Annotated in this window: 22 protein-coding genes and 1 pseudogene; 9 read left to right on the forward strand and 14 right to left on the reverse strand. The window is 71.0% G+C overall.

Annotated features, from left to right (window positions below; all coding sequences use genetic code 11):
* Window positions 1-140 precede the first annotated feature (140 nt).
* Window positions 141-974 carry a helix-turn-helix transcriptional regulator gene (locus OG899_RS11325; protein ID WP_125497010.1) on the forward strand — a complete coding sequence of 278 codons (834 nt, stop codon included), beginning with the start codon at window positions 141-143 and terminating at the stop codon, window positions 972-974.
* The gene (locus OG899_RS11330) at window positions 971-1,165 is read left to right on the forward strand and encodes a DUF397 domain-containing protein (RefSeq protein ID WP_125497011.1); all 195 of its coding nucleotides are present in this window, start codon (window positions 971-973) and stop codon (window positions 1,163-1,165) included. Before OG899_RS11325 ends, OG899_RS11330 begins: the two co-directional genes overlap by 4 nt.
* 57 nt (window positions 1,166-1,222) lie before the next feature.
* Here the strand turns inward: OG899_RS11330 and OG899_RS11335 are convergent, their stop codons facing one another.
* The 4 genes from OG899_RS11335 to OG899_RS11350 all read right to left on the reverse strand — a co-directional run bounded on the left by OG899_RS11335 (window position 1,223) and on the right by OG899_RS11350 (window position 7,347).
* Window positions 1,223-3,871, reverse strand: coding sequence for a ParA family protein (locus tag OG899_RS11335; protein WP_406311191.1), 2,649 nt, complete (start codon window positions 3,869-3,871; stop codon window positions 1,223-1,225).
* Window positions 3,768-4,316: a hypothetical protein gene (locus OG899_RS11340; RefSeq protein WP_406311012.1), complete on the reverse strand. Its 549-nt coding sequence runs from the start codon at window positions 4,314-4,316 to the stop codon at window positions 3,768-3,770. The genes OG899_RS11335 and OG899_RS11340 overlap by 104 nt, the downstream gene beginning before the upstream one ends.
* Window positions 4,317-4,578: 262 nt before the next feature.
* The gene (locus tag OG899_RS11345) at window positions 4,579-5,427 is read right to left on the reverse strand and encodes a peptidoglycan-binding protein (RefSeq protein ID WP_125497013.1); all 849 of its coding nucleotides are present in this window, start codon (window positions 5,425-5,427) and stop codon (window positions 4,579-4,581) included.
* Between the two features lie 219 nt (window positions 5,428-5,646).
* A complete protein-coding gene (locus tag OG899_RS11350) occupies window positions 5,647-7,347 on the reverse strand; it encodes a GH25 family lysozyme (RefSeq protein WP_125497014.1) in 1,701 nt (566 codons plus the stop codon).
* A gap of 206 nt (window positions 7,348-7,553) precedes the next feature.
* Here OG899_RS11350 and OG899_RS11355 point away from each other — a divergent pair, with 206 nt between their 5' ends.
* From OG899_RS11355 to OG899_RS11370, 4 genes and pseudogenes are all read left to right on the forward strand, one after another.
* The gene (locus OG899_RS11355; RefSeq protein ID WP_168131512.1) at window positions 7,554-8,795 is read left to right on the forward strand and encodes a DUF2690 domain-containing protein; all 1,242 of its coding nucleotides are present in this window, start codon (window positions 7,554-7,556) and stop codon (window positions 8,793-8,795) included.
* Between the two features lie 408 nt (window positions 8,796-9,203).
* A complete protein-coding gene (locus OG899_RS11360) occupies window positions 9,204-10,184 on the forward strand; it encodes a Kelch repeat-containing protein (protein WP_406311013.1) in 981 nt (326 codons plus the stop codon).
* 236 nt (window positions 10,185-10,420) lie between these two features.
* A pseudogene (locus tag OG899_RS11365) lies at window positions 10,421-10,747 on the forward strand (nucleic acid/nucleotide deaminase domain-containing protein); the annotation flags it as partial.
* A 13-nt stretch (window positions 10,748-10,760) separates the two neighbouring features.
* Window positions 10,761-11,369 (forward strand): SUKH-4 family immunity protein, encoded by a 609-nt coding sequence (locus tag OG899_RS11370; RefSeq protein ID WP_168131510.1) that lies wholly within the window; start codon window positions 10,761-10,763, stop codon window positions 11,367-11,369.
* A gap of 102 nt (window positions 11,370-11,471) precedes the next feature.
* On the opposite strand, the gene OG899_RS11375 is transcribed toward OG899_RS11370, so the two are convergent.
* The 5 genes from OG899_RS11375 to OG899_RS11395 form a co-directional block, all read right to left on the reverse strand.
* On the reverse strand, window positions 11,472-13,175 hold the full coding sequence (locus OG899_RS11375; RefSeq protein WP_125500315.1) for a bifunctional uroporphyrinogen-III C-methyltransferase/uroporphyrinogen-III synthase: 1,704 nt from the start codon (window positions 13,173-13,175) through the stop codon (window positions 11,472-11,474).
* Window positions 13,172-14,182 carry a hydroxymethylbilane synthase gene (hemC, locus tag OG899_RS11380; RefSeq protein WP_125500314.1) on the reverse strand — a complete coding sequence of 337 codons (1,011 nt, stop codon included), beginning with the start codon at window positions 14,180-14,182 and terminating at the stop codon, window positions 13,172-13,174. Before hemC ends, OG899_RS11375 begins: the two co-directional genes overlap by 4 nt.
* A complete protein-coding gene (locus OG899_RS11385; RefSeq protein WP_125500313.1) occupies window positions 14,179-15,948 on the reverse strand; it encodes a glutamyl-tRNA reductase in 1,770 nt (589 codons plus the stop codon). Before OG899_RS11385 ends, hemC begins: the two co-directional genes overlap by 4 nt.
* A complete protein-coding gene (locus OG899_RS11390; RefSeq protein ID WP_189428164.1) occupies window positions 15,945-16,718 on the reverse strand; it encodes a redox-sensing transcriptional repressor Rex in 774 nt (257 codons plus the stop codon). The genes OG899_RS11385 and OG899_RS11390 overlap by 4 nt, the downstream gene beginning before the upstream one ends.
* Before the next feature lie 330 nt (window positions 16,719-17,048).
* Window positions 17,049-17,333: a glutaredoxin family protein gene (locus tag OG899_RS11395; protein WP_125500311.1), complete on the reverse strand. Its 285-nt coding sequence runs from the start codon at window positions 17,331-17,333 to the stop codon at window positions 17,049-17,051.
* Between the two features lie 130 nt (window positions 17,334-17,463).
* Between OG899_RS11395 and OG899_RS11400 the strand changes: the two genes are divergently transcribed.
* The 3 genes from OG899_RS11400 to OG899_RS11410 all read left to right on the forward strand — a co-directional run bounded on the left by OG899_RS11400 (window position 17,464) and on the right by OG899_RS11410 (window position 21,497).
* Entirely contained in the window at window positions 17,464-18,390 is a 927-nt protein-coding gene (locus OG899_RS11400) for an HAD family phosphatase (RefSeq protein WP_125500310.1), read from the forward strand.
* A gap of 797 nt (window positions 18,391-19,187) precedes the next feature.
* Complete coding sequence (locus OG899_RS11405; protein WP_125500309.1) at window positions 19,188-20,027, forward strand: ECF subfamily RNA polymerase sigma factor, BldN family; 840 nt, start codon at window positions 19,188-19,190, stop codon at window positions 20,025-20,027.
* A 231-nt stretch (window positions 20,028-20,258) separates the two neighbouring features.
* Complete coding sequence (locus OG899_RS11410) at window positions 20,259-21,497, forward strand: DUF5667 domain-containing protein (RefSeq protein WP_125500308.1); 1,239 nt, start codon at window positions 20,259-20,261, stop codon at window positions 21,495-21,497.
* Window positions 21,498-21,767: 270 nt separating this feature from the next.
* On the opposite strand, the gene OG899_RS11415 is transcribed toward OG899_RS11410, so the two are convergent.
* From OG899_RS11415 to OG899_RS11435, 5 genes are all read right to left on the reverse strand, one after another.
* The gene (locus OG899_RS11415; RefSeq protein WP_125500307.1) at window positions 21,768-22,898 is read right to left on the reverse strand and encodes a lysophospholipid acyltransferase family protein; all 1,131 of its coding nucleotides are present in this window, start codon (window positions 22,896-22,898) and stop codon (window positions 21,768-21,770) included.
* An 11-nt stretch (window positions 22,899-22,909) separates the two neighbouring features.
* Entirely contained in the window at window positions 22,910-23,977 is a 1,068-nt protein-coding gene (locus OG899_RS11420; RefSeq protein WP_125500306.1) for an NAD-dependent epimerase/dehydratase family protein, read from the reverse strand.
* A gap of 237 nt (window positions 23,978-24,214) precedes the next feature.
* Window positions 24,215-24,313, reverse strand: a complete 99-nt coding sequence (locus tag OG899_RS11425) for a 30S ribosomal protein bS22 (RefSeq protein WP_003948845.1) — start codon at window positions 24,311-24,313, stop codon at window positions 24,215-24,217.
* A 165-nt stretch (window positions 24,314-24,478) separates the two neighbouring features.
* Window positions 24,479-24,691, reverse strand: coding sequence for a helix-turn-helix domain-containing protein (locus OG899_RS11430; protein WP_168131507.1), 213 nt, complete (start codon window positions 24,689-24,691; stop codon window positions 24,479-24,481).
* A gap of 129 nt (window positions 24,692-24,820) precedes the next feature.
* Window positions 24,821-25,636, reverse strand: a complete 816-nt coding sequence (locus OG899_RS11435; protein WP_125500304.1) for a phosphatase — start codon at window positions 25,634-25,636, stop codon at window positions 24,821-24,823.
* Between the last annotated feature and the right edge of the window lie 146 nt (window positions 25,637-25,782).

Genomic DNA, 25,782 nt, shown 5'->3' on the forward strand with positions numbered 1-25,782 from the left:
CCGACGCTCATCGTGAAGAATGGCCGCCTGTGCGGTTGCTCCTTGTCCGCATCGCGTCCGTTCCCGTCCGGGCTGTACGGGGTGACCGGTCGCGAAGCGTGGGAGTTGGACCGGAAGGGACGCGGCGGGAGGGCGCGGACATGAGCATCGAAGGCGTGAACCCGGAGGACGAGGAAGCGGGCGCGGTGGTACGAGCGGTCGCCCGCCAGCTCAAGCTGTGGCGGGAGGCGGCCGGCCTCACCCAGTCGGAGTTCGGTGCGGCCATCGGCTACGGCGAGGAACTCGTCTCCTCCGTGGAGCGGGGCCGGCGCATCCCCCGGCCCGAGTATCTCGACGCGGCGGACAAAGTCCTGGGAGCGAACGGCAAGATCGCGGCGATGAAGCAGGACCTGGCCGAGGTCCGGTATCCGAAGAAGGTGCGGGATGTGAAGCGCCTCGAGGCCGAAGCCGTCCAGATCTGCTCGTACAACAACGTGGTCGTGGATGGCCTGCTCCAGACCGAGGAGTATGCCCGATCCGTCTTCGGTTCCCGACGGCCACCCTTCACACAGGAGGAGTTGGAACAGCAGGTGGCCGCGCGGCTGGCTCGCCAGGAGATCCTGACCAGCGCGCCCGCACAGCCTCTGTTCAGCTTTGTCCAGTGCGAGTCGACGCTACGACGGCTGATCGGAGGCAGGAGGGTGATGCGCGCACAGCTCGACCGGCTGTTGGAGATGGCCCGGTTGCCTCATGTCGACCTGCAAGTGCTCCCGTTCAGCAGTGAGGAGAACTCGGGAATCGACGGCCTCTTCCGATTGCTCAAACTCAAGGACGGTACGACCGTGGGTCTCAGCGAAGCGGCACTCATCAGCCGTGTTCTGAGCGACCCTGCGGAAACCACCGTCCTCGACATGCGTTATGGGATCATCCGAGCGCAGGCCCTCACGCCACGGGAGTCCTTGGCCTTCATCGAGCGACTGCGAGGAGAGACATGAGCCTCAAGCCCAACTCCCAGCTGCAGTGGATAAAGAGCAGCTACAGCACCGCCGACGGCCCGTCCTGTGTCGAGGTAGCGGCACTCCCGCAGCACATCCTCGTCCGCGACTCCAAGAACCCCACCGGCCCCCGCCTCACCCTCACCCCCACCGTCTGGGCGGCGTTCCTCGCCCACGCCGCCGATCACTGACACACCCTGAACGGCGGCCGCGCCCTCTGCCGGGGGCAGGGGAGCGACCGCCGCCCTTCAAAGACCCTTGACCACTCGAGCCCTTCCCTGGGTGCGGAAGCCCAGGGCGTGGCGATAGATCTCGGGCATGCGGTACCGCCCGTCGGCGTCCCGGGCCAGAGCCCCCCACTCCTCCAAGGCTTCCACGTCATCGGACTTCAGCCCCACAGCGGACGCCTCGAACGGCATCTTGACCTTCTCCGAGAAGCTCTCCATCTCCTTGAACAGCTTGCCCAGCCGGGGATTCTCCTGGTTGATCTCCTCGACCTTCGCCCGGCTGCACTCGCCCAGCGCCTTGCGCATCGCGGCCGGGGTGAGAACACGGTCGGTCCAACGGCTGTCCCCCACCGACGCCTTGGCCGCCTCGCAGAGGAAACGGACGACGTCCCGTGCCTGGATCTGCTTCTTGAAGTCGCCGAGCGCCGCCGGGACCCACCGCTCGGTCCATGCCTCCCGTGAGGAGTCCGTGCCCAGCTTCGCCCCCCACAGGGGGAGCAAGGAGCGGACGATCTCTTCGAAGCCCATGTCCGCGATCGGTGTGTCCGGCGCGGACACCGCGCCGGCGTTGACCGCCACCCACAGAGACAACCGCAGCGCGTCCTCGGTGTCCCAGCGCAGCTCGTAGGGCGAGTAGCGGTACAGGAACTGCCCGAGGTTCTGCCGGATCGCCGCACGGACGAGGTCCTGCCGCACGAAGACCACAAGTCCGAGCGAACGGCTGCGCAGCCGCCGCAGCCAGTCCGGGACCTCCCTGAGCAGCACACGCAGGGCGATGCGTTTGGCCTCGGAGTCCACCGTCTCCAGCCAGTCCTCCAGTCCGTCGACGACGAACAGGGTGCCCTCTCGCTTCTGGTTGACGTTGATGAGGAACGCCTCGGCGGGCTCGCCCTCAGCCGCTCCCGCCGCCCTGGCCAGGCACTCCAGCCAGCGGCTCCGCCAGAACTCCTCGTCCTCGGCGCGCTCGTGACGCAGTCCGGCGTTGAGATGGGTGCGGATCTCGTCGGCAGTGATGCCGTGTCCGTCGGCCGCCGCGTCACGCAGTTCCTGGGGTGAGGGCACACCCGGCCGGGGCTCCGACATGTTGGCAGGGTCGAGTACGGGCACGACACGCGCCTGGCGTCGAACGTGCTGGCCGTTCTCCGTGGCGAAGGCCTGCCAGGTCTTCTGCGCGCCCAGGCGCGCGAAGGTGAACGTCTTCCCCGACCCCTTCGCACCCACCACGACCGCGACAGGCAGGTCGGTACTGTGGTCGGCGATGAGCCGCCGGACCGGTTCGGTGGTCAGGAACGTCAGGCCGACGTCCATGCCTCGTTGCTCGGCATAGACCAGACGGTCCGCACTGCGCTCCAGACCACGCCGGCGGTCGTCCAGCGTCTCGGGCTCCTCCTCACAACCGCCGGCGAGCACCGTGCCGGGAGCGAACTCCTCCAGCAGGTCGGGCAGACCGCACCGGCGTACCACCTCCACCACGGCGTCCCAGCTCTCCGGCAGGGCCAGCAGTTCCTCACGGAAGCGGCTGAGCACCGGCTCGGTGAGCACCTGCTCGTCGACGGCCAGATCGTCGGGGTCGGCGGCACCGTCCGCGGCCTCCGGCGGCACGGTCAGCATCGACGACAGCGCGTCGGACAGCCGTGCCCGCGCCTGTTCGGCGTGGCCGTCGTGCACGTCCGGCCGGTACTGCGTGATGACGGCACCCGGCGCGGGATCCACCCCGGCACGGGCCGGTGACTGGGAGCCCAGCTGGCGGATCAGTTTTTCGGTGCCGTGGAGGGACTGGCTGCTGATCGTGGTGACGAAGACACGCATGACGCGCGGATCGAGCAGGATCGGCGCGGCAAGCTCCGACGCACCGGCACGGAGGTCGAGGACCACGGTGTCCGCTTCGGCCGCCACCGCGAGCTGAGCGAGTGATTCGCTCAGGAAGTACGGCGAGCGGTCCTCGGTCAGCAGGTCGGCAGGAGCGATCCGGGGCGGACCGAACCGGGCGCGACGACCGGCGGGCAGCACCGTCACACATCCGGTGCCGGGATACCTGGACACCCGCTGATTGGGCAGATAAGCGGCGGCGATCCCCACCGCCTCTGTCGCGTCTCCTTCCTGAGCGGAGTGCAGAAGAGCGAGCAGATCCTCGTACGCGATGTCACAACGGCCGCGCTGCGCCTGGTACATCCAGGTGATGCCCGGCGCCTCGAGGTCGGCGTCGACGAGAAGCACGTGCTGCCCGCGCTGCGCCAGGTGATCGGCCAGCGCTACGGCGTGCAGGGTGCGCCCCACACCGCCCTTGAAGGAGTGGAACGCGATCATCTGCCTGCCGCCGGGGAGTTCATCGCTCTCCGGACGCGGCAGCAGCTCCCCCAGTTCGCGGACGATCCGCCGCTCACCGAGCCGGGGACGCCGTGCGACGCGCGTGCGCCGGCTCTCCTCGATCAGCCGCACTTCCAACGCAGCAGGATGGTGAGAGGACGGCCGGTCGAGTGCCAGTTCGAGGACTCCCTCCTCTTCGGAGACGGAACCAAGTCCGAACAGACCGTCCAGCCATTCCCGGACCTCGGCCCGGGTGGTGTCAGGATGGACGAACAGCTCCAGGCCGTCCCACCAGGCATCGGCCTCCATCAGCCACGCGGGCCACCTGCCGTCGGCCGCGGACTGCGCCAGGCGGGCATCCACATCCGCCCAGGTGAAGAGCTTGTCGGCCACCCCGCTCACCTCCCCTGGCATCGTCCAGAAGCGCTTTCAGCGATTCCAGCGCCGCCTTCTGATCTTCCGCACGCAGTTCCGCACCATAACGCCAGGCTTCGTGCAGCTCACGGCACTCGATCCAGCCGCCGCCTCTGCGCCGCCGGCACCGCAGCGGGTCCGCCGCCTCGGGCGCCTTCAGCTTCAGCGCCTTGGCCAGTCGCCGCAGGTCGTGCGACCGCAGGTCACTGGGCAACCCGGACGTGTCGTTGCGGTGCAGAACGCCGCGCAGCAACTCCGCCTTCAGAGCGCACTCCACCGCGTAGAACAGCAGCAGCCCGCTCGTCGCCGGCCCCCCCGCGCCCTCGGCGGCCTTCGCCTGCCTCTCCAGTCTGTCGCGGCTGCGACGCAGCTCGCTCACCCCCACCTCGACCATGCCGCGAGAGTAGCCGGGGGCACTGACACCGCCGCGTGACCGGCGTCCGGGCTCCCGTAGCGGAGGACATGCTGTACCGGGCCGCAGCCGGGCAAGTCGCCGTGGCCTGGGCCGAAGCGGCTCGGCGCCCGACAGGTTGATGGTGCGGTCGCGACAGGTCCGTCCGTTCCGCGCCGTTCCCCCCCGTCCGAGCCGTCCCGCGCCGTCCCGCGTCGTCCCGCGTCGCCACGGCCGTCGCATGTCCGGCGCCGGGAGCGGCACCCTACGCCCCCTGCTGCCGCTCCTGGGCGGGGGTCACCAGCGCGGACCAGGTGTCCGGGCCGACGACGCCGTCGGGGGTGAGGGCGTGGGCGGTCTGGAAGGCGGTGACCGCCTGGGCGGTCGCGTCGTCGAAGGTGCCGTTCGCCGGCACGGGGTGGCCGTGGACGGTGAGCAGGCGCTGCACGGCCGTCACGGCCGGTCCGCGCTCGCCGGCGCGGACGGTGACGATCAGGGCGTGCCAGGTGTCGGGGCCGGTGATGCCGTCGTCGCTGAGGGAACGGTCGCGCTGGTAGACGGTGACCTGGCTCTTCGTCGCCGGGCCGTAGACCGCGTCGGCGGAGGTGCGGTAGCCGTGGGCGGTCAGGAGGAGCTGGATCGCGGCGACGGTCTCCCCGCGGTCGCCGGGCTTGACGACCGGCCAGCTGCGGCGGCCGGTGCCCGGCGTCTGCGCGTTCCCGGTGCCCGGGTCGGCGGACGCATCGTCTGTCCCGGGGCCGGGCGATGCGCCGGATGCGCCACCGGTCGTGCCGGGGTCCTGCGGGACGTCCGTCGGGTCGGCGGTCGGCGCGGGATCCTGCGTGTCCTGGGTGCCCCCGGTGGGATCGGTGGGATCGGTGGGATCCGGGTCGCCGAAGCCGTTCACGTTCTCGGGGCCGCAGGCGTCGTACGACACGCAGTCCTCTGCGGGTGCCGCCGGGAGCGGTGGGCTGTCGGCGCGGCCTTGGGCGTTCTGGTAGGCGGAGGCCGCCATGGTCAGGGCGGCGATGACGAAGATGGCCAGCACCAAGGGGCGGCTGCGGAGCCAGTCGGCCAGCCGCCGTGCGGCCGAGGCGGGGGCGTTGCCGGTCATGCGGTCCTCGGTCCTCTCCTGTGCGATCAGGGGCCGTGCAGGGGCCTGAAGCGGCCGTCCGGCCGGTAGGCGTGAAGGGGCCGTTGGGGGCCGTTGGGGGTTGGGGCCGGTAGTGGCCATACGGAACGGGGCGGGGAGGAACGAGGCGGGGCACCGGTGCGTGTGCGCGGTGCCCCGCCCGTTCATGTGCGAGATGTGGTCAGTGCTGCTGGAGACCGGTCACTTCCAGGCGCAGTGGACGTGGGTGCTGTGGCCCTTGTCGCCCGGGCCGAGGACCTCGGTCGCACCGAGCTTGCGGCAGGCCGCCATGAACGCGCTGTGCGGTGCGCCGCTGCCGACGTGGATGCCGTTGATCTCGTTGACGTCGAAGGCGAGACCCCGGTAGTGGCGGGAGTTCTTGCTGTGGACGCCGCCCACGAACTCGCTGATGTTCATGCGGTACCCGTAGGAGTTGCGCAGGGTCAGCAGTCCGCGCAGCATCCGCGGGTCGAGCTGGACGCGCTTGGCTCCGACGTGGCTCTGCGGGCTGGTCAGCGCGCCCTTGCCGGCGGCCATGTCGACGATGTTGGCGTAGGCGGTGGAACCGCTGTGCTGGGTCTCGGAGTGCGCCCGGGCGAAGGTGACGCCCGAGGTGTTCAGCAGCTGCTTGGCCAGGGCGACGGCGTCTCCCGTGGCGGGCGTGCCGGACCCGCCGCCGCTGCGGTCGGTGAGCAGGGCGCTCCACGTCCGGGGACCGGCGATGCCGTCGGTCTGCAGACCCTTCGCGCTCTGGAAGGAACGGACGGCGGCCGCCGTGCCGGATCCGAAGATGCCGTCGGTGCGCAGCTGGGCGCCGGAGTCGTTGAGCTGGTGCTGCAGGGCCGTGACCGCCGGGCCCCGGTCGCCCTGCTTGAGGGTGACGATCAGGGCTCCCCAGGTCTTCGGACCGACCATCCCGTCGGCGTCCAGACCGTGGGCGGACTGGAAGGACTTCACCGCGGCCACCGTCTTCGGACCGTAAATGCCGTCGGCGTCCAGGCGCGCTCCGGCGGCGTTCAGCAGCAGCTGCGCGGTGACGACGTCGGTGCCGCGGCTGTTCGTCTTCAGCACGGGCGCTCCGGTGACCGGTGCCTGAGCGGACGACGCGGTGCCGCCGCCGTTTCCGCTCAGGTGGGCGAGCCGGCGCAGTTCGGCGAGCGATCCACGGAAGACGTTCAGGTCGACGTGGCCGTCGGAGGGGATGCCCGGCACGCTGCCGGTCTCCGTGTACTGCCAGATCTTCCAGCCCTGCCCGGCACCCGGCACCGGCGCGGGCTCGTTGGAGCCGCTCTTGTACCTCGGCTGCCACATCACATGCCCGGCGAACACCGAGCCGTCGCCGCCCATGCAGGCGTCCACGAACCCCTTCGTGGTGTAGATGATCGGCTTCACGCCGAGCTGCGAGGTGACGGTGTCGATGAAGGTGCGCACACCGGCGGTGCTGAAGTTGGCGGGGCACTTGCCGTTCGTCTGCTCGAGGTCGAGCACCGGGGGCAGTTCGCCCGCCGCCTTGCCCGTGTAGCCGGCCGCCTTCACGGTGCTGATGAAGTTGCGGGCCTGGTCGGCCGCCGGGGTGCGGCCGTAGAAGTGGTACGGACCGTGGGGCAGGCCGGCCTGCCGTGCGCCGCGCAGGTCACGGGCGAACCACGGGTCCTGCACGTCGGCGCCCTCGGTGGCCTTGATGAAGGCGAACTGCTGGCCGGAGGAGCGGACCTTGTTCCAGTCGATGGCGCTGCCGTTGCTGTGGTTGTGGTGGCTGACGTCGACGCCCTTGACCGCGTACGAGGAGGGCGAGGCGGCGTCCGCGGGGAGCACGGTCATGCCCGCGAAGATCATCCCTCCGCTGGCGACCACGGCGCTCGCCCATCCGGCGGTCTTCTTCTTCCTGCTCGTCCAGTTCACGTCTCTTCCTCTCGTCGGCCCGCCCGGACACCCGGCCCAAGGGCCGTTGTCAGGGGACTGGTTGAGGTCGGTTCGCCGCGGTCCGTGCGGCTCGGAAGAGGAAGATGACCGTCCCGCTGTCCCAGCGCTAGAGTCTCGGTGAAAGTGGGTCACATTGGGACACACGAGTCTTTGACCAGCGTATTTCTGATGTGATGGGGGGATTCGTGGGACAGTTCGGGACGCCCGCGGGACAGGACGGGCCGGGTCAGGACGGGCCGGGTCAGGACGCGATCGACAACGGGACGGCCGACGGCACTCGGGACACCATGGCCGACGAGCCGTTGCCGGAACTCGTCGAACTGATCGCCGCGATCCGCCGGTGCATGGCCGAGCTGAGCTGGTCGTACCACGTGCTGGGCCGCAAGACGAACGCCTCCTCCAGCACCTGGAACCGCTGGTGCACCCAGACCCGGCTGCCGCGCCGCGACGCCCTGGTCAGCTTCGCCGAGGCCGCCCCCGAAGTCGTCGGCCGCCACCGGCTCCTCGCCCTGTGGGATGCGGCCCTGGCCGCGCAGGAGTCCGCACGGAGGACGGAGACCTCCGCGCGGAAGACGGAGATGTCCGCAGGCGAGCCGAAGACGGCCGCACGGCATACGGAGACGGCCGCACCACATACAGAGACGGGCACACGGCATACGGAGACGTCCGCACCATCTACAGAGACGGGCGCACGGCATACGGAGATGTCCGCGCGGGAGACGACCGCACGGAGCACGGACCCGCGGGCGGCATCACCGTCAGCGGCGCAGACCGCGCCCGCTCCCCCGCAGCCCTCCTCGCCCCCTCCGGCCACCCAGGCCGTCCCGGCTGCCGCAGCCACCCCGGCCGTCCCGGCTGCCGCAGCCGCCCCGTCGGCTCCGGCCGGCCGCCACTTCAGCCTCGGGTCGCTGCTGCTGGGCGCCGCCGGTGTGCTCGCTCTGGGAGCAGGGCTCACGGTGTGGATCATGAGCGCGAACGCCGACGACACGACCGGCGCACCGCCGGCCGCACCGCCCACCACGACGGCCGCGCCGATAACCGTCCAGCCTTCGCCCACCATCAGCTGCCACGGCACGACCTGCGCCGGGCTGGACCCGGCCCGCACGCACTGTGCCGACGACGCGGTCACCGCCTACAGCGGCCAGAAGTACGGGGCCACGATCGAGCTGCGGCACAGCCCGTCCTGCGGGACGGTCTGGGCGAAGATGAGCCGCACCTTCGCCGGCGACCGGGTCACCGTCACCCACCGGGACGGCCACTCGGAGGAGTACCGCCAGCAGTACGGCCGCGACGCCCACACCCTGATGCTCGTCGTCGACTCCCCGGAGGACGCGAAGGCCTGCGCCATCATCCAGGACCGCGGCACCTTCTGCGCCACCCACCGGGGCCCCGTGACACCCGCCGCCGTCGCGGCGACGAGCAGCTGAGGCGACGCGTCGCTTCGGGGCCCCACAGTGCGGTGCGCCGCGGGCGCCGTCACCGTCTCCCTGACAAGACCGGCACGGTCACTCGCCGCACACGGGCACCGGACGCCGACGGCGGACACCGGCCACGATCGTGGCCCGCACCCCGGCTTCCTCTCGGACAGGGGTGCGGGCCACACGTTCCTCAGCCAGCCCAGTCGGCGAATCAAACGTGTACGCGTCACATTCACTCACCGTTCACCTGACGCCGTGTCACATCAATCACGGTTGCAGAGCAGGGAGTCGGTGAAACACTCACCACAGGCGGGCAGAACAGCCCGACACCATCGCCCCTCTCCCGCCTCCTGAACTGCGCGATCGTGCACTCACACCTGCATTCCGCCGAGGAAAGGGAACCCTCCCGTGCGTCCCGTGAACCGCCTCCGCAGCGCCCGCTCACTCGCCGTCGGTGCCGCAGCCGGCGCTGCCGTCCTCGCCCTGACCGGGGCCGCCCCCGCCATGGCCGCCGACACGCAGGCCGCAGCCTCATGGTCCACCCTGCCTGCCTATCCGACCCCGATCGAGGACAACGTTGTCGGCATCCACGACGGGACCCTGTACTCCGTGTCCGGCACCACCGGCACCGCACGCACAACCGCCATGTTCGCCTACACCCCGGGCAGCGGCTGGACGCAGCGGTCCGGCATCCCGGTGTCCCGGGAGAACGCCTCGGGCGCCTTCATCGGCGACAGGTTCTACGTCACCGGCGGCTGGGACCTCTCCCTCCAGCCGACGGGCACGACCAACGTCTACGACCCGGCCTCCGACACCTGGAAGACCGCCGCGACCAACCCCGCCCCGGCCGCAGCAGCCGGGACAGCGGTCGTGAACGACACGCTCTACACGATCGGCGGCTGCACCGACAGCACCTGCACGATGACCGACACGGTGACCGCGTACGACCCGGCCACCGACACCTGGACCAAGAAGGCCGCCTACCCGGTCAAGGCCGCCTTCATCTCCTGCGCAACGCTCGCGGACAAGATCTACTGCGCCGGCGGCGACACCCGCACCTCCGTGCTGAACAGCGCCTACTCCTACGACCCCGCCCAGGACACCTGGTCGCCCATCGCGGATCTGCCCGCGAACACCATGGCCGCGGCATCCGGCGCGGTGCACGGCCGGTTCCTGGTCCAGGGCGGCCTCGCCGGCACCGGCCTGAGCTCGGTGACGCATCAGGGCTGGTCCTACGACCCGGCGACCGACACCTGGTCCGCCCTGCCCGCCTCGCCGGCAGCCGAGGCCCGCGGCGGCTCCACCAGCGACGGCTCCGCTCTCTACGTCGTCGGCGGCCGCCCCACGCCGACCGCCGACCGGATCTCCGACACGACGCAGGTGCTGCGCGCCGGCTGACGGCCAAGGTGACGGCGTGACACCTGCACACGGGGCGTGCCCGACAGCACGCCCCGCCTTCGCGGATCGGTGGCTCCGCAGCGGTCCCATCCAGACGAGGTCAGCGACCTAGCTGACGCTGTCCAACTGGCCCGCTACGCCAGGAAAGATTGCAGCGGAAGAAACTATGCTGCCGCTCACTACGTCGATTCCAACGGTGAACCTTTCACCCTTATCGGCCGCAGCGAAAGCAGCACTCCGAACGTGTAATCGGTTACCCCATACTCAAAGACGGAAATCCGGCCGGAGTGCAATCCGTCTATACCGAGCGTCAACCATGCCAGGACCGAACCTCATGGTGTGATCAGCGGCTCGCCTCGATGTTCAGGCCGAATTCTGAGGTGACACACTCACATAGCTACGATCAAACCCCGGGTCCTGACGGGAAACAAGACCCCAACAAGGACCGTGAGCACAAGGCATACATCAGAAACTTGCGAAAATGGCACAAACAGCATGCTCTCAACGCCGGAATGATGACAGAATCCGACGGAGCGGCTCTAAAGGCTGTCAGAAAAAGGTGAGCGAGGCCATCACATGCTCTTCGACATCACACACGACGGCCTGGTGAGCGTAGCCCCAATGACGCCCGTGCGCGTACCAGAGGCAACAGCCCGCCAGTACGGCTTCACAGGCGAAACATTGGACTTCCTCGTCCACGTCGGGCTCCCCAATGCCCCTGGGTCCTCATTCCCATTCAATCTGCCCGATGAATTCGACCCTCAACGCTTTTGGTACCGTGCGGCAGGAACGATAGAAGGTTGGAGAATCCCCGACGGAGCCGAGAATTTCGTATCAATCGGTTGCTTCCCGGTCAACGCTGCACTCATCGACCCGGAAACGGGAATAATCTATCAGCACACCTACGCCACTCGTGAGGCCATCCCAATCCACAGAGACATCTCGTCACTCACGAAAACGATAACCTCTTACCTCGATTTTATCGAATCACACAGAAATGAAGACGAAGATGAAGACGATGATGAGGACGCCGACGTCTACTACGAACTCTACTACGAACGCCTCAGGGGCGAAGTACGAGCTTTGAAGGAAGAGATTCAAAGCGTCGATCCCCTGCCCTTCGCCCATGAATACAGCGAGTGGGTCGGTCTGTTCGAAGAACTCGCAGACGGTATCCACATCTGACACCCGCCGAAGGACACAGCCCCCGCAACGCCCCACCCACCCCCACCCACACAAAAGCGGGGCGCGCCTCCCGGCACGCCCCGCCTCCCGGGTCCCGTGGTTTCACGTCGTCGTCGACCGCCTCCTGCGGGCGCCGGCCCGCCGTTCGCTGGGGCGGGTCACCGGCTCGCCGGCCTCCAGGGCGGCGGCACGGCGGCGGGCACCGAAGTCGGCCAGGGCCTCGGCGAGCTTGTGGACGGAGGGCTCGGGGGCCATGACATCCACGCGCAGGCCGTGTTCCTCGGCGGTCTTGGCCGTGGCCGGGCCGATGCAGGCGATCACCGTGACGTTGTGCGGCTTGCCCGCGATGCCGACCAGGTTGCGGACCGTGGACGACGAGGTGAACAGCACGGCGTCGAAGCCGCCGCCCTTGATCGCCTCACGGGTCTCCGCCGGCGGCGGAGAGGCGCGCACGGTGCGGTAGGCGGTGACGTCGTCGACCTCCCAGCCCAGCTCGATCAGGCCGGCCACCAGGGTCTCGGTGGCGATGTCGGCCCGGGGCAGGAAGACACGGTCGATCGGGTCGAAGACCGGGTCGTAGGGCGGCCAGTCCTCCAGCAGGCCCGCGGCTGACTGCTCGCCGCTCGGGACCAGGTCGGGCTTGACGCCGAACGCGATCAGGGCCTTGGCGGTCTGTTCGCCGACCGCGGCGACCTTGATGCCGGCGAAGGCGCGGGCGTCCAGGCCGTACTCCTCGAACTTCTCGCGGACGGCCTTGACCGCGTTGACCGAGGTGAACGCGATCCACTCGTAGCGTCCCGTGACCAGGCCCTTGACCGCGCGCTCCATCTGCTGCGGGGTGCGCGGCGGCTCCACGGCGATGGTGGGCACCTCGTGCGGCACGGCGCCGTAGGAGCGCAGCTGGTCGGAGAGGGACGCGGCCTGCTCCTTGGTGCGCGGCACGAGGACCTTCCAGCCGAACAGCGGCTTGGACTCGAACCACGACAGCTGATCGCGGCGTGCGGCGTCACCGCACTCGCCGACCACGGCTATGACCGGGCGGTGGCCCTCCGGGGAGGGCAGGACCTTGGCCTGCTTCAGGGTCTGCGCGATCGTGCCGAGCGTGGCGGTCCAGGTGCGCTGGCGGGTGGTGGTGCCGGCGACGGTGACCGTCATCGGGGTGTCCGGTTTGCGGCCCGCGGAGACCAGCTCGCCGGCGGCCGCGGCCACCGAGTCGAGGGTCGTCGACACCACGACCGTGCCGTCGGAGGCGCCGACCTCGGTCCAGCAGCGGTCGGTGGCGGTGCGGGCGTCCACGAAGCGGACGTCGGTGTTCTCACCGTCGCGCAGCGGGATACCGGCGTAGGCGGGCACGCCGACGGCGGTGGCGATGCCGGGGACGACCTCGAAGGGCACGCCCGCGGCGGCGCAGGCCAGCATCTCGGAGGCGGTGTCGGTGTCCAGTCCGGGGTCACCGCTGACCGCACGGACGACCCGCCTGCCGCCCCGCGCGGCCTCCATGACAAGATGTGCGGCATCCCGCGCAGCGGGAGCGCCGGTGGTCGCCGACGTGCCGTCGACGACCGTCAGTTGAGGCGTGCCCGGAGCGGCGTCGGACGACGGGTCCGGGTCCGTGTGCACCACGGCGACGCCCTCCCGGGCGTGCGTGCGGACGACATCGAGCACCTCGTGCTCGGCGACCAGAACGTCGGCGTTCGCCAGCGCCTCGACGGCGCGCAGGGTCAGCAGTCCCGGATCTCCGGGTCCGGCACCGAGGAAGGTGACGTGCCCGTGTTCCGAGCCGGCGGTAAGGGTGGTGGGGCTCAATGTGCTCGCTCCCCCATCAGACCGGCCGCGCCCTGGGCGAGCATCTCGGTGGCGAGGTCGCGACCGAGTGCCGTCGCCGCGTCATGCGTGTCGGGCACGGGACCGGTGGTGGACAACTGCACCAGCGTGGTGCCGTCGGGCGTACCGACGACGCCGCGCAGGCGCATTTCCTTGACAATCTGCCCGTCGGCATCGTGGTTCCGTCGCTCGAGGCACTCGGAGGACGGAGGAAGGTCGGCCAGCGCGCCCACAGGGGCGCTGCAACCGGCCTCCAGGGCGGCGAGCAGTGACCGCTCGGCGGTCACGGCGGCCCGGGTGACCGGGTCGTCCAGCTCCGCGAGCGCTGCGATCAGCTCCGCATTGTCCGCGGCGCACTCGATCGCCAGGGCCCCCTGGCCGGGGGCGGGCAGGACCGTGTCGACCGACAGGAAGTCGGTCACCTCGTCGCTGCGGCCGATCCGGTTCAGTCCGGCCGCGGCCAGCACGACCGCGTCCAGTTCCCCGTTGCGGACGTATCCGATGCGGGTGTCGACGTTGCCCCGGATCGGGACCGTCTCGATCTCCAGGCCGTGGGCGCGTGCGTACGCGTTGAGCTGGGCCATGCGGCGCGGGGCGCCGGTGCCGATGCGGGCGACTTTGTTCGGGGAGGACGCCACGAGGTCGCTCAGCTTCAGTCCGTCCCGGGCGACCAGGACGTCCCGCGGGTCCTCGCGCGGGGGTATCGCGACCAGGACCAGCCCCTCGGGCTGGGCGGTCGGCAGATCCTTCAGCGAGTGGACCGCGAGGTCCACCTCGCCCCGCAGCAGCGCCTCCCGCAGCGCCGCGACGAACACGCCGGTGCCGCCGATCTGCGCCAGGTGCTCGCGGGAGGTGTCGCCGTAGGTGGTGATCTCGACGAGTTCGACGGGCCGTCCGGTCACCCGGCGCACAGCGTCCGCGACCTGCCCGGACTGGGCCATGGCGAGCTTGCTGCGCCTGGTTCCCAGCTTCAGTGGGTTCTCACTCATGCCGGCCCTCGGTTCTTGCCGTTCTTCTTCGGGTCGTCGTCGGCCTGGGAGACGGAGGCCACCGTCTCCGGGTCGAGGTCGAACAGGGTGCGCAGCGCGTCCGCGTACCCGGCGCCGCCGGGCTCGGCCGCGAGCTGCTTGACCCGGACGGTCGGCGCGTGCAGCAGCTTGTCCACGACACGCCGCACGGTCTGCGTGATCTCCGCCCGGTGTTTGTCGTCCAGGCCGGGCAGCCGCCCCTCCAGCCGGGCGATCTCGCTGGCCACGACGTCGGCGGCCATGGTGCGCAGGGCGACCACGGTCGGTGTGATGCGCGCCGCCCGCTGGGCGGCCGCGAAGTCCGCGACCTCGTCCGCCACGATACGGCGGACCTGGTCGACGTCGGCGGCCATCGGCGCGTCGGCGGAGGCCTCCGCGAGGGACTCTATGTCCACCAGCCGCGCCCCGGCCAGCCGGTGCACGGCGGCGTCGACGTCTCGCGGCATGGCCAGGTCCAGCACGTACAGGACCGGCTCGGGGCGCGGGGCGACGGCGACCGGTTCGGGCTTGCGCAGCTCGGGCACGCGGCCGGCGCTGGCGGCGGTCGCGGCGAGCTGGCTGATCAGTTCGGCGTCGGCGTCGGTGATCTGCTCGGGCTGCTCCCGGCGGTCCGTCCCGGGCCCGCCCTCCAGCAGGCAGGTGCCGCCGTCCACCCAGGCGCCGTGCTGCTCCAGGGTGGCCGCGTCGATGCCGGCGACCGCGGACTCGCCCAGCAGGGAGAAGCCGGGCTCCACGGCGGCCAGGTCGAGCGGGCAGCCGTCCTCGGCGACGGTGGCGGGCGGCAGCGGCGTGTCCCGGGTGTCGGTGCGCGCGGCGGGCTTGGCCGCGGTGCGGCGGGCCTGCGTGTCGGGGCGGTCGCCGGTGACCTGCGCGGCGGGCGCGCCGGTACGGCCCTCCACGGCGGCGGCGATCATGTCGGCGGTCAGGACCAGTCCGGTCGCGCCGGTGCAGGAGACGGCGACGTCGGCCCGGGCGAGTTCCGCGGCCACGGCGCTCATCGGAACGGCGCGGGCGCGCGGGCCCGTGCCGTCGGTCTTGTCGAGGCTCTTCGCCAGGCGCTCGGCGCGCTCCTGGGTGCGGTTGGCGATGACGATCTCGGCGACCCCGGCCCGCGCGAGCGTGGCCGCGGCCAGCGACGACATCGAGCCGGCGCCGATGACCAGGGCCTTCTTGTCGCGCGCCCAGTCGCCGACGGCCTCGCCGGCGGCCAGCTGCTCCAGGCCGAAGGTGACCAGGGACTGCCCGGCGCGGTCGATGCCGGTCTCGGAGTGGGCGCGCTTGCCCACCCGCAGGGCCTGCTGGAACAGCTCGTTCAGCAGGCGCCCGGCGGTGTGCAGCTCCTGGGCGCGGGCCAGGGCGTCCTTGATCTGGCCGAGGATCTGGCCCTCGCCGACGACCATCGAGTCCAGGCCGCAGGCCACCGAGAACAGGTGGTGGACGGCCCGGTCCTCGTAGTGGACGTACAGGTAGGGGGTGAGCTCCTCCAGGCCGACGCCGCTGTGCTGGGCGAGCAGCGTGGACAGCTCGGAGACACCGGCGTGGAACTTGTCCACGTCGGCGTACAGCTCGATGCGGTTGCAGGTGGCCAGCACGGCGGCCTCGGCGGCCGGCTCGGCGGCGACGGTGTCCTGCACCAGCTTGGCCTGGGCGTCCACGGTGAGCGAGGCGCGTTCCAGGACGCTGACCGGTGCGCTGCGGTGACTCAGTCCGACGACGAGCAGACTCATGCCGGCATCACGGCGGGGACGTCCCCGTCGGGCCCCTGGTCTGCGGACACCTGGTCTGCGGACTGCTTGCGCACGGCGGCGGGCAGCGCGGTGTCGGCCGCGGCCTCCTCGCCGGCCTTGCGCTGCTCGTGGAAGGCGAGGATCTGCAGCTCGATGGAGAGGTCGACCTTGCGCACGTCCACGCCGTCCGGGACGTTCAGCACGGTCGGTGCGAAGTTCAGGATGGAGGTGACGCCGGCGGCGACGAGACGGTCGCAGACCTGCTGGGCGGCGCCCGCGGGGGTCGCGATCACGCCGATGGACACGCCGTTGTCCCTGACGGCCTGCTCCAGGTCGTCGCTGTGCTGCACCGGGATCCCGGCGACCGGCTTGCCGGTCAGGGCGGGGTCGGCGTCGATGAGCGCGGCGACCCGGAAGCCGCGGGAGGCGAAGCCGCCGTAGTTGGCGAGAGCGGCGCCGAGGTTACCGATACCGACGATCACAACCGGCCAGTCCTGGGTGAGCCCCAGTTCGCGGGAGATCTGGTACACGAGATACTCGACGTCGTAGCCCACCCCGCGGGTCCCGTAGGAGCCGAGGTAGGAGAAGTCCTTGCGCAGCTTCGCGGAGTTGACCCCAGCGGCGGCTGCGAGCTCCTCGGAGGAGACCGTGGGGACCGAGCGCTCCGACAGTGCGGTCAGCGCGCGAAGATACAGCGGAAGCCTGGCGACCGTGGCCTCGGGAATTCCTCGGCTACGGGTCGCCGGTCGGTGAGTTCGGCCAGTTGCCACGGTGCTCCTGCGGGTAGAGCGGGACTGTGGACGGTCGTGTCTCCCCTGACCGCCCCGTCGACAGCAGGCTATGTCTTTGTGAACGCGTGCACAAAGATGGTGTCCGATTTGTCCGGCCAACGTGACCGGGCTCACGCACCTTTGACGTGTTCCCGTGGAACCGACGCGTTCACACCGTCGTTCCTTATTTGTTGGGGGCAAAATCGCACACGCTCCTCTACGATCCCCACCCCCGAGACCAGAACGCCATCGATCCTAAGCCACTTTCGGCCACTTTGGACCGCCCGGTCAGTTCGCCGACGCCCCCCGCGAACCGCCGGCACCCCCTGGTCAGCCGCCCAGCGCCGTGCGCAGCCGCTGCTCGTCCACCCGCCAGAAGGTGTGCTGCTCGCCGTCGACGAGGACCACCGGAATCTGTTCCCAGTAGCGGTCGTACAACTCCCGGTCCTCGGTGATGTCCTTCTGCTCCCAGGGCACGCCGAGATCGGCGCACACCTTCTCCACGACGGCCTGTGCGTCGTCGCACAGATGACAACCGGGCTTGCGGACGAGAGTGACGAGCCGGTCCTGCGGCGCGGCCGGCCTGCGACGGAAGAGGGGACTCATACCGGCCATTCTCGCCCCGCCCTCGCGTCGGCATCCACGGCCGCGCTGTGCACCGCCGCATCCGGCCGTCACCCGGAGTTCACCCCGTTCGAACCGGGCGACGTAAGGAACTTGCGAACAAACTGGCTATGCTCACGCCATGGCCGCTCTCGGATGGCTCACCCACCGTAGGCGCTCCGCCACGGCGCGGAGCGTGTTGGCAGGCGAGGCCGCGGCTCAGGCCGCGCGCACGTCCTCACAGGATCAGGAGGCAACCGCTCCGCCGGAGCAGGAGCCGGAGTTCCCGGTCCGCGGCGACGACCGCGCCGCCGCGTTCTTCGACCTGGACAACACCGTCATGCAGGGCGCCGCGCTGTTCCACTTCGGGCGGGGGCTGTACAAGCGGAAGTTCTTCAACACCCGGGACCTGGTCCGGTTCGCCTGGCAGCAGGCATGGTTCCGGCTGGCCGGGGTCGAGGACCCCGAGCACATGCAGAACGCCCGCGACTCCGCTCTGTCCATCGTCAAGGGCCACCGGGTCGCCGACCTGAAGGCGATCGGCGAGGAGATCTACGACGAGTACATGGCCGAGCGGATCTGGCCGGGCACGCGCGCACTGGCCCAGGCACACCTGGACGCCGGCCAGAAGGTGTGGCTGGTCACCGCCGCCCCGGTGGAGATCGCCCAGGTCATCGCCCGCCGCCTGGGCCTGACCGGGGCCCTGGGCACGGTGGCCGAGTCCGTCGACGGCGTGTACACCGGCCGCCTGGTCGGCGAACCGCTGCACGGCCCGGCCAAGGCCGAGGCGGTCCGCGCACTGGCGGCAGCCGAGGGCCTGGACCTGTCCCGCTGCGCCGCCTACAGCGACTCCGCCAACGACATCCCCATGCTGTCGCTGGTCGGCCACCCCTACGCCATCAACCCCGATGCCGCGCTGCGCCGTCACGCCCGGGAGATGGACTGGCGGCTGCGCGACTACCGCACCGGCCGCAAGGCCGCCATGGTCGGCATCCCCGCCGCGGCCGGCGTGGGTGCGGTGGCCGGCGGCACCGCCGCCGCGATCGCCCTGCACCGCCGCCGCCGGTGACAGCCCGGCGGAGACAGCGACCGCAGCCCCGGGCGGCCGCCGGTGACACACGCGGCCGCCCTGCGCCGCGGCTGACGCATGGACCTCGGGTGACGCCCGCATCCCCGCGCCACGGGTGACGCCCGGGGCGGTCGCGCCGTCCCCGAGAGTCCTGCGGGTCTTCTGCGGCGCCATCCGCCACCGGCGGCAGGGGCACCTCCTCTGCCCGTCGCCTTCCGCGCGCCGCCTTCCCGCACACCGCCTCCCGCGCGCGGCCCGTCGCCGCCGGTTCGCCGCCGCCCGGATGCCGCCCGGATGCCGCCCGTCCGCCGGGACGTCGGCCGCCCACCGCCGCCGAACCCCCGCCGCATCTCCGCACGCCCCGGAGCCCGCCGGACTCCCCGCACACCCGGAGGCCGTCGGCCGTCCGGTCCTCGCGTCCGCTCGCGGAGGTCCGCCGGCCCCAGCCCCGGCACGGGCGCCGGGTCCGGGCCGCGCGCGACACCCGAATCAGCGGTCAAACGACGGAACGTACCCGGACGTCACTCCAGCCACTCCTCTTGGCGGTACACCGCCATAAGACGCCCGCGTTCCACACCGAGAGCGAACCAGTTCGATCAGCAAATGGTCACTCTCTGCCGTTCGACCGCACGCTATTCGGTTACGGAAGCGACGTAATCGATGATTTGAGCAACTCGGTGTAGCAGCGCCTGTACGAAGCGTTATTCTCCTCAGACGCAAACCGGTACCCCTCCGTCGCCACGACGGGTGAACGGTTCCGCTCTGCACGTGATGGAAGCTCTGCCTCTGGGAGTCCCGTGTACCCACACGTCGGGGTTGACGCCTCGGGCCTGGCCACGCTCCGCGCCACGGTCCTGGACCTGCTGCGCGGCCTCGTCCCCGCCGCGTACGCCGGTCCCGCACTCGCCACCGCCGCCCCCGCAGGCCGGTCCGTCCCCCAGCCCTGTTACGCGCTGGCCGAGAGCATGCCGCAGGGGCCGGCGCGCAGCGCCGTCGTCGACGGGCGACGGTCGGGCGAGGGGCGCACACTGGGGCGGCGAGGCCGCCCGTCCGCCTCGACGGCCGTGCGCCGGCCGGCGGCGGACAGCGACAGCGCCCGGATGATGGACCTCGTCGAGCGTGCCCAGGCCGGCGAGGCGGAGGCCTTCGGGTGCCTCTACGACCAGTACAGCGACACCGTGTACCGGTACATCTACTACCGCGTCGGCGGCAAGGCGACCGCCGAGGACCTGACCAGCGAGACCTTTCTGCGGGCGCTGCGCCGCATCGGCACCTTCACCTGGCAGGGCCGCGACTTCGGCGCCTGGCTCGTCACCATCGCCCGCAACCTGGTCGCCGACCACTTCAAGTCCAGCCGGTTCCGCCTGGAGGTCACCACCGGCGAGATGCTCGACGCCAACGAGGTCGAGCGCTCCCCGGAGGAGTCCGTCCTGGAGTCGCTGTCCAACGCCGCGCTGCTGGACGCCGTCCGCCGGCTCAATCCCCAGCAGCAGGAGTGCGTCACGCTCCGCTTCCTGCAGGGCCTGTCCGTGGCGGAGACCGCCCGGGTGATGGGCAAGAACGAGGGCGCCATCAAGACCCTGCAGTACCGGGCCGTGCGCACCCTGGCCCGCCTCCTCCCGGACGACGCCCGCTGAACCGCTCACCCGCGCGGTCCCAACTCACGCTGAAAAACGGCTCGTTGACCTCCGGCACGGATGCCGGTCCGTCCGTAACCGAAGTGCCGAGCCGCTCGTTGTGCGGGATACAGGCTCCCTGTGGTCACGCCTTGGCCCATGCTCCTCACTCGTCCGAGTGGCAGCGGCCGGGACGTGCAACCCTCAGGTCCCCTGGGGAGTCGACCGTCTTGACGAGAGGAGGTGCCGCCAGTGATCGCGAACGTATCGGCGCACCGGCGGACGAACGCCTTCGCCCAGGCCCTGGAGGAGCTGTCCGACCGGGGCGCGGCGGCCGAGCAGTCCGAGGGACCGGCGCCGGCCCAGGCAGCGGCGGACGAGACCGAGCAGGGCCGGCTGGTGGCCCTCGCCGCCGGTCTGAGCGCCCTGCCCAGACCGGAGCTGGATCCTCAGGTCAAGGTCGTCCAGCGGGCCCGCCTGGTGGCCGCGATGGAGGCCATGCTGCAGGAAGGCACCGCACCGGGCGAGGCAGACGATGCCACCGTGCCCGGGCAACGGGGCGCCAAGCGCGGCCACCGAGCGAGCGGCCTGGGGAAACTGCGGCCGCGCACACGGCTGACCAAGGGCCTGGCCGCCGGCGGGCTCAGCGTCGGCGTGGCCGCGGGCGCCTTCGGCGGGGTGGCCGCGGCCAGCTCCGACGCCCTCCCCGGTGACTCGCTGTACGGCCTCAAGCGCGGCATCGAGGACTTCAAGGTCGCCTACCTGACCGACGGCGCCGACGAGCGGGGCAAGGCCTACCTGGACCTGGCCGCCACCCGGATGCACGAGGCCCGCCGGCTGCTGGAGCGCGGCCGCGGCGGCCACCTCGACCACGAGTCCCTGGGCGCGATCCGCCGCACCCTGACCGGCATGCAGCAGGACGCCGCCGAGGGCCACCGGCTGCTGCACGAGGCGTACGAGCAGGATCCGGACTCCCTGGGGCCCATCCAGACCCTGTCCACCTTCTCCCGCACCCACCGGCAGGCCTGGGGCGCCCTGCGCGAGAAGCTGCCGGTGCAGCTCGGCGACGTCGGCGACCAGGTGTCGTCCGTGTTCGACGCCATAGACGAAGAGGTGGGCCCGCTGCGGTCGCTGCTGCCCCAGCACCCGGACCACACGGGCGGCAGTACGCGGCAGCCCGGCGCCGAACCCGGTTCCAGCCCCGGCTCCTCCGCCACCGGTCCCTCCGCCCGGCCCGGCAGCGGCACGCCCTCGACCGGTGACGCGTCCAGCAGCGGCAGCCCCAGTGCCTCGGCGGACTCCACCCAGCACAGCGGTGACGGCCTGCTCGGCGGCACCACCGGCGGTCTGCTGGACCCGCCCCGGATCGGCGGCAGCAGCGCCGCGCCGTCCGAGTCCAAGCCCCCCGCCGGGCCCCCGGACGTCACCGTCCCGCCGCTTCTGCCGGGCCTGCTGCCCGGCCTCGGCATCGACAGCGAGGACGCCAGGTAGAGGACGCGGAAAGGACGCTGGGAGCCGTACGACGACGGGGCGCCCCTCCGGCACAGGAGGGACGCCCCGTCGCTTCTGCGCGATGTTCCGGCGGGCGACGCGACGTGACGTTCCGGCGGGCGACGGGCGCCGTGCGGAAGACCACAGAAGACGCCGTGCGGAAGACCTCAGAAGACTCGGAAGACCGCAGACGAGAGGACCGCTGGAGCGAAGAAGACCGCGGGAGCGAAGAAGACCGCGGGAGAGACGACCGCAGCCGGGCGGAAGCTCTCAGAAGAACACGGAACGGCGCTGCACCAGCAGCTTGTACAGCGTGTGCTGGATCTCCTCGCGGACCTGGTCGGTCAGGTTGAACATCAGCATCGGGTCGTCGGCGGCCTCCGCCGGATAGCCGTCCGTCGGGATCGGCTCGCCGAACTGGATCGTCCACTTCGTCGGCAGCGGGATCGCCCCGAGCGGCCCCAGCCACGGGAAGGTCGGGGTGAGCGGGAAGTACGGCAGGCCGAGCAGCCGGGCCAGGGTCTTGGCGTTGCCGATCATCGGGTAGATCTCCTCCGCCCCGACGATCGAGCACGGAACGATCGGCACCCGCTGCCGCAGGGCCGTGGAGACGAACCCGCCCCGGCCGAAACGTTGGAGCTTGTAGCGCTCGCTGAACGGCTTCCCGATGCCCTTGAAGCCCTCCGGCATCACACCGACCAGCTCCCCCTGGCCCAGCAGCCGTTCGGCGTCCTCGGTGCAGGCGAGGGTGTGGCCGAGCTTGCGGGCCAGCTCGTTGATCACCGGCAGCACGAAGACCAGGTCGGCGGCGAGCAGCCGCAGATGACGCCGGGCGGGATGCCGGTCGTGCACGGCGACCTGCAGCATCAGGCCGTCCAGCGGCAGCGTGCCCGAGTGGTTGGCGACGATCAGCGCACCGCCCTCTTCCGGGATGTTGTCGATGCCCTTCACCTCGACCCGGAAGTACTTCTCGTACAGCGGCCGCAGCAGCGACAGCAGCACCTGGTCGGTCAGCTCGGCGTCGTAGCCGAAGTCGTCGACCTCGTACTCCCCGGTGAGGCGGCGGCGCAGGAACGCCAGGCCGCTCGCGATGCGCCGCTCCAGCCCGCCGTCGTCCTCGGCCGTGCCCCGTTCCTGCGGCGTGTCCTGTCGGGCCGCGTCCTGCTCCGCTTCCGCGCCCCGTGCTTCGGCATCCCGTGCTTCCGCGTCCCGTGCTTCCGCGTCCCGTCGCGGGGGCGCGCCCGGGGTGTCCCGGCTCGTGGCGGCCGGCAGCGGGTGCACGTCCCCGGCGCCCGAGGACTCGGCGCCGGCACGCCGGGAGCCCCGGCGGCGTGCCGGCCGCCCTGCGGAGCCCGACCGGGACCGGTCGTCGTCGAACGGAATGACCTTGGCGTCCGCCATGGCTGCGCTCCTCAGGTGGCGCTCTGCGTCGGAAGGTGGCCGCTGCCGCCGCCCCGCGGGGCCAGTGCGGCGATCCGGTCGACGGCCCTGGCAAGGGCCTCGGGCGGGAGCAGTCCGGTGCCCCGGCTGCGGGCGAAGTCCGCGAACGTCTCCGCGGTCGTGTACCGGGGGGTGAAGCCCAGGGTGCGCCGCATCTCGTCCGTGGCCACCACCCTGCCGTGGGTGAGCAGCCGGATCTGCTCGGGTGAGAAGTCCGTCATTCCCAGCGTACGCACCAGGGAGCCGGCCCAGGTGACCGCCGGAAGCAGCAGCGGCACCGTGGGGCGGCCCAGCCGCCGCGCGCACTGCGAGAGCAGCAGCACCCCGTCGCCGGCGATGTTGAACGTGCCGCTGTTGAAGGTGGAGCGGCGCGGTTCGTGCGCGGCGATCCGGAGCGCCTCGATCACGTCGTCCTCGTGCACGAACTGCAGCCGCGGGTCGTAGCCGAACACCGTCGGCAGCACGGGCAGCGAGAAGTAGGAGGCGAGCGGGGTGTCCGCGGTGGGGCCGAGGATGTTGGCGAACCTGAGCACGCACACGGCCACGTCCGGCCGCCGCCGGGCGAAGCCCCGCACATACCCCTCGACCTCCACGGTGTCCTTCGCGAAGCCGCCGCTGGGCAGCGACTTGGCCGGGGTGGTCTCGGTGAACACCGCCGGGTCGCGGGAGGCCGAACCGTAGACGTTGGTGCTGGACTTGACCACCAGCCGTGTCACGCTCGGGGACTTCTGGCAGGCGCCGAGCAGCTGCATGGTGCCGATGACGTTGGTCTCCTTGACCGTGGCCCGGCTGCCGCCGGCCAGCGCGGTCCCGGTGACGTCGAGGTGGACGACGGTGTCGGCGCCGGACTCGGCGAGCACCCGCGCGATGGCGGGCTGCCGGATGTCCGCCTGGACGAAGTCCGCGCCGCCGAGATGATGCTCGGGCGGCACCGCGTCCACGGCGACGACACGTTCCACCTGCGCATCACGCTGGATCCGCCGGACGAACCGGCCCGCGAGCGAGCGGGCCGCCCCGGTGACGAGCACGACCTGTCCCACGACCAGCGCCCTCCTTCCCGGCCAGGACCGCGTTCCCCGTGTGCGGCCAACCTATCGGGTCGGCGTCGCCCTGCGGCGACCGTCGGCTGCATGGCGTGACGTTCCAGCCGAAGGCCGGAGCCGGGACGCTCGGCGCCCCGCTGCCCGGGCCGGAACGCATGTGGCCCCCCACCTCACCGGGTGGAGGGCCACGGACACGCTCTCGCGGTGTCGCGCACTAACGAGTGGCGACCGGCGTCACTTCTTGTTGCGACGCTGGACGCGCGTGCGCTTCAGCAGCTTGCGGTGCTTCTTCTTGGCCATCCGCTTCCGCCGCTTCTTGATAACAGAGCCCACGACTTACCCTCGCTCACTTCTCTTCTGTCGGTGTTTGGGCGCCATGGGCCCACACGACCTTCGAGGGGTTAGCCTACCCGCCCGAGGGCCGAGGTCGTTAATCGAGGGACCGGGAGGGACCCGAACTGTCCGCACTTGCCCGATTCGGATCCCTCCTGATCGTCGTCAGGCGGACTCCACCCCCACATAGCTGTCGCGGAGGTACTCGTGCACCGCCTGTTCCGGGACGCGGAAGGACCTCCCCACCCGGATCGCGGGCAGATGACCGCTGTGCACCAGGCGGTACACGGTCATCTTCGACACTCGCATCACCGAGGCGACCTCCGCCACGGTGAGGAACTGAACCTCGTTCAGAGGCCTCTCGCCAGCTGCAGCCATGTCACACCTGCACCTTCCGCACTCGACGGCCACCGGCTTCCCCTTCCGGTGACTCTTCGTCGCTGCGTGCTCACTCCCCAGACTAGGGGCGGGTGATGCAAGTGGGGAAGAGGTGCACCCATCACCCGCTTACCGTGACAGACACGCTCGATCGAGTACGTAGCGGATGAGCGGACGGTAGTAGTCGGCCCGCACACCGTCATCAAGCGGAACGACGACGGACACGCGCCCCTCCGCCTGCCCCACGAACAGCGCGGGGTCGTCCGTATCTCCCAGACCCATGGCCTCGAACCCCAGTTGACCTGCTCCGCAGACCCATCCGTGGTCCCCGATCACCAGGGCCGGCAGCGGCCCGCCGGCGTCCGCGGCCGCCTGCAGCGCCAGCCGAACCGGGAGCGGCGAATGCGTGTGTGCGCCGGGCTCACAACCGGTGCGTCCGGGGCCGTGCGGCCGCACGAGGGCCACTCCGCGGACGTAGTCGATGACGAACGTGCGTAGACCGAAACGGGTCGTTATGTCGACACAGCGACCCTGCGCCGGGGTGAGGACGCCACATCCCGCCGCCGACAGCGCCCCCGCCAACGCGGCGTAGAAGCCGAGCAGCCGGTGCGGGTGGCCGGTGCCCAACAGCACGGGCCCGCCGCTGCGGGCGACCGTACCGAGGCGGTCGGCGAAGGCGTCCAGGGCGGCCAGCGTCAGCTCCGGATCGATCACATCCTGGCCGGAAGTGTGCCGCGGATCGGCCGAGACGCCGCACTTCTGCGCCATCAAAGCGATCACATCGCGTTGTGTCCAGGCCCATTCGGGATCGAGTCCGATCAGCAGGCGTGGGTCCCGGGCCGCGAACAGCCGGTAGCTGCGCAAACTCGTCTCCCGTGGCGTCGCCACGGTCCCGGCGAGACCGGCCCGCAGCAGATGCGCGCGCAGCGCAGCGGTGCTCATCACGGGCCGATGGTGGCGGACCCGGCACGCGCCCGGGACGGAAACCGCACAACACCGCCCGGTCGGCGTAACGGGCACGGCAACGCCCCCGCTCACGGCACCTGGCGCCCTCCGCCAACGGCACCCCTCGACCGCCGTTCTTCCGCACC

It is taken from the genome of Streptomyces thermoviolaceus, assembly GCF_045209695.1.
In the GTDB taxonomy this organism is placed as follows: Bacteria; Actinomycetota; Actinomycetes; order Streptomycetales; family Streptomycetaceae; genus Streptomyces; species Streptomyces thermoviolaceus.

Coding starts and splice junctions, on each gene's coding strand:
- OG899_RS11325 (WP_125497010.1), top strand. CDS start 141: ATGAGCATCGAAGGCGTGAACCCGGAGGACGAGGAAGCGGGCGCGGTG.
- OG899_RS11330 (WP_125497011.1), top strand. CDS start 971: ATGAGCCTCAAGCCCAACTCCCAGCTGCAGTGGATAAAGAGCAGCTAC.
- OG899_RS11340 (WP_406311012.1), bottom strand. CDS start 4,316: ATGGTCGAGGTGGGGGTGAGCGAGCTGCGTCGCAGCCGCGACAGACTG.
- OG899_RS11345 (WP_125497013.1), bottom strand. CDS start 5,427: ATGACCGGCAACGCCCCCGCCTCGGCCGCACGGCGGCTGGCCGACTGG.
- OG899_RS11370 (WP_168131510.1), top strand. CDS start 10,761: ATGCTCTTCGACATCACACACGACGGCCTGGTGAGCGTAGCCCCAATG.
- hemC (WP_125500314.1), bottom strand. CDS start 14,182: ATGAGTGAGAACCCACTGAAGCTGGGAACCAGGCGCAGCAAGCTCGCC.
- OG899_RS11385 (WP_125500313.1), bottom strand. CDS start 15,948: ATGAGTCTGCTCGTCGTCGGACTGAGTCACCGCAGCGCACCGGTCAGC.
- OG899_RS11395 (WP_125500311.1), bottom strand. CDS start 17,333: ATGGCCGGTATGAGTCCCCTCTTCCGTCGCAGGCCGGCCGCGCCGCAG.
- OG899_RS11400 (WP_125500310.1), top strand. CDS start 17,464: ATGGCCGCTCTCGGATGGCTCACCCACCGTAGGCGCTCCGCCACGGCG.
- OG899_RS11415 (WP_125500307.1), bottom strand. CDS start 22,898: ATGGCGGACGCCAAGGTCATTCCGTTCGACGACGACCGGTCCCGGTCG.
- OG899_RS11430 (WP_168131507.1), bottom strand. CDS start 24,691: ATGGCTGCAGCTGGCGAGAGGCCTCTGAACGAGGTTCAGTTCCTCACC.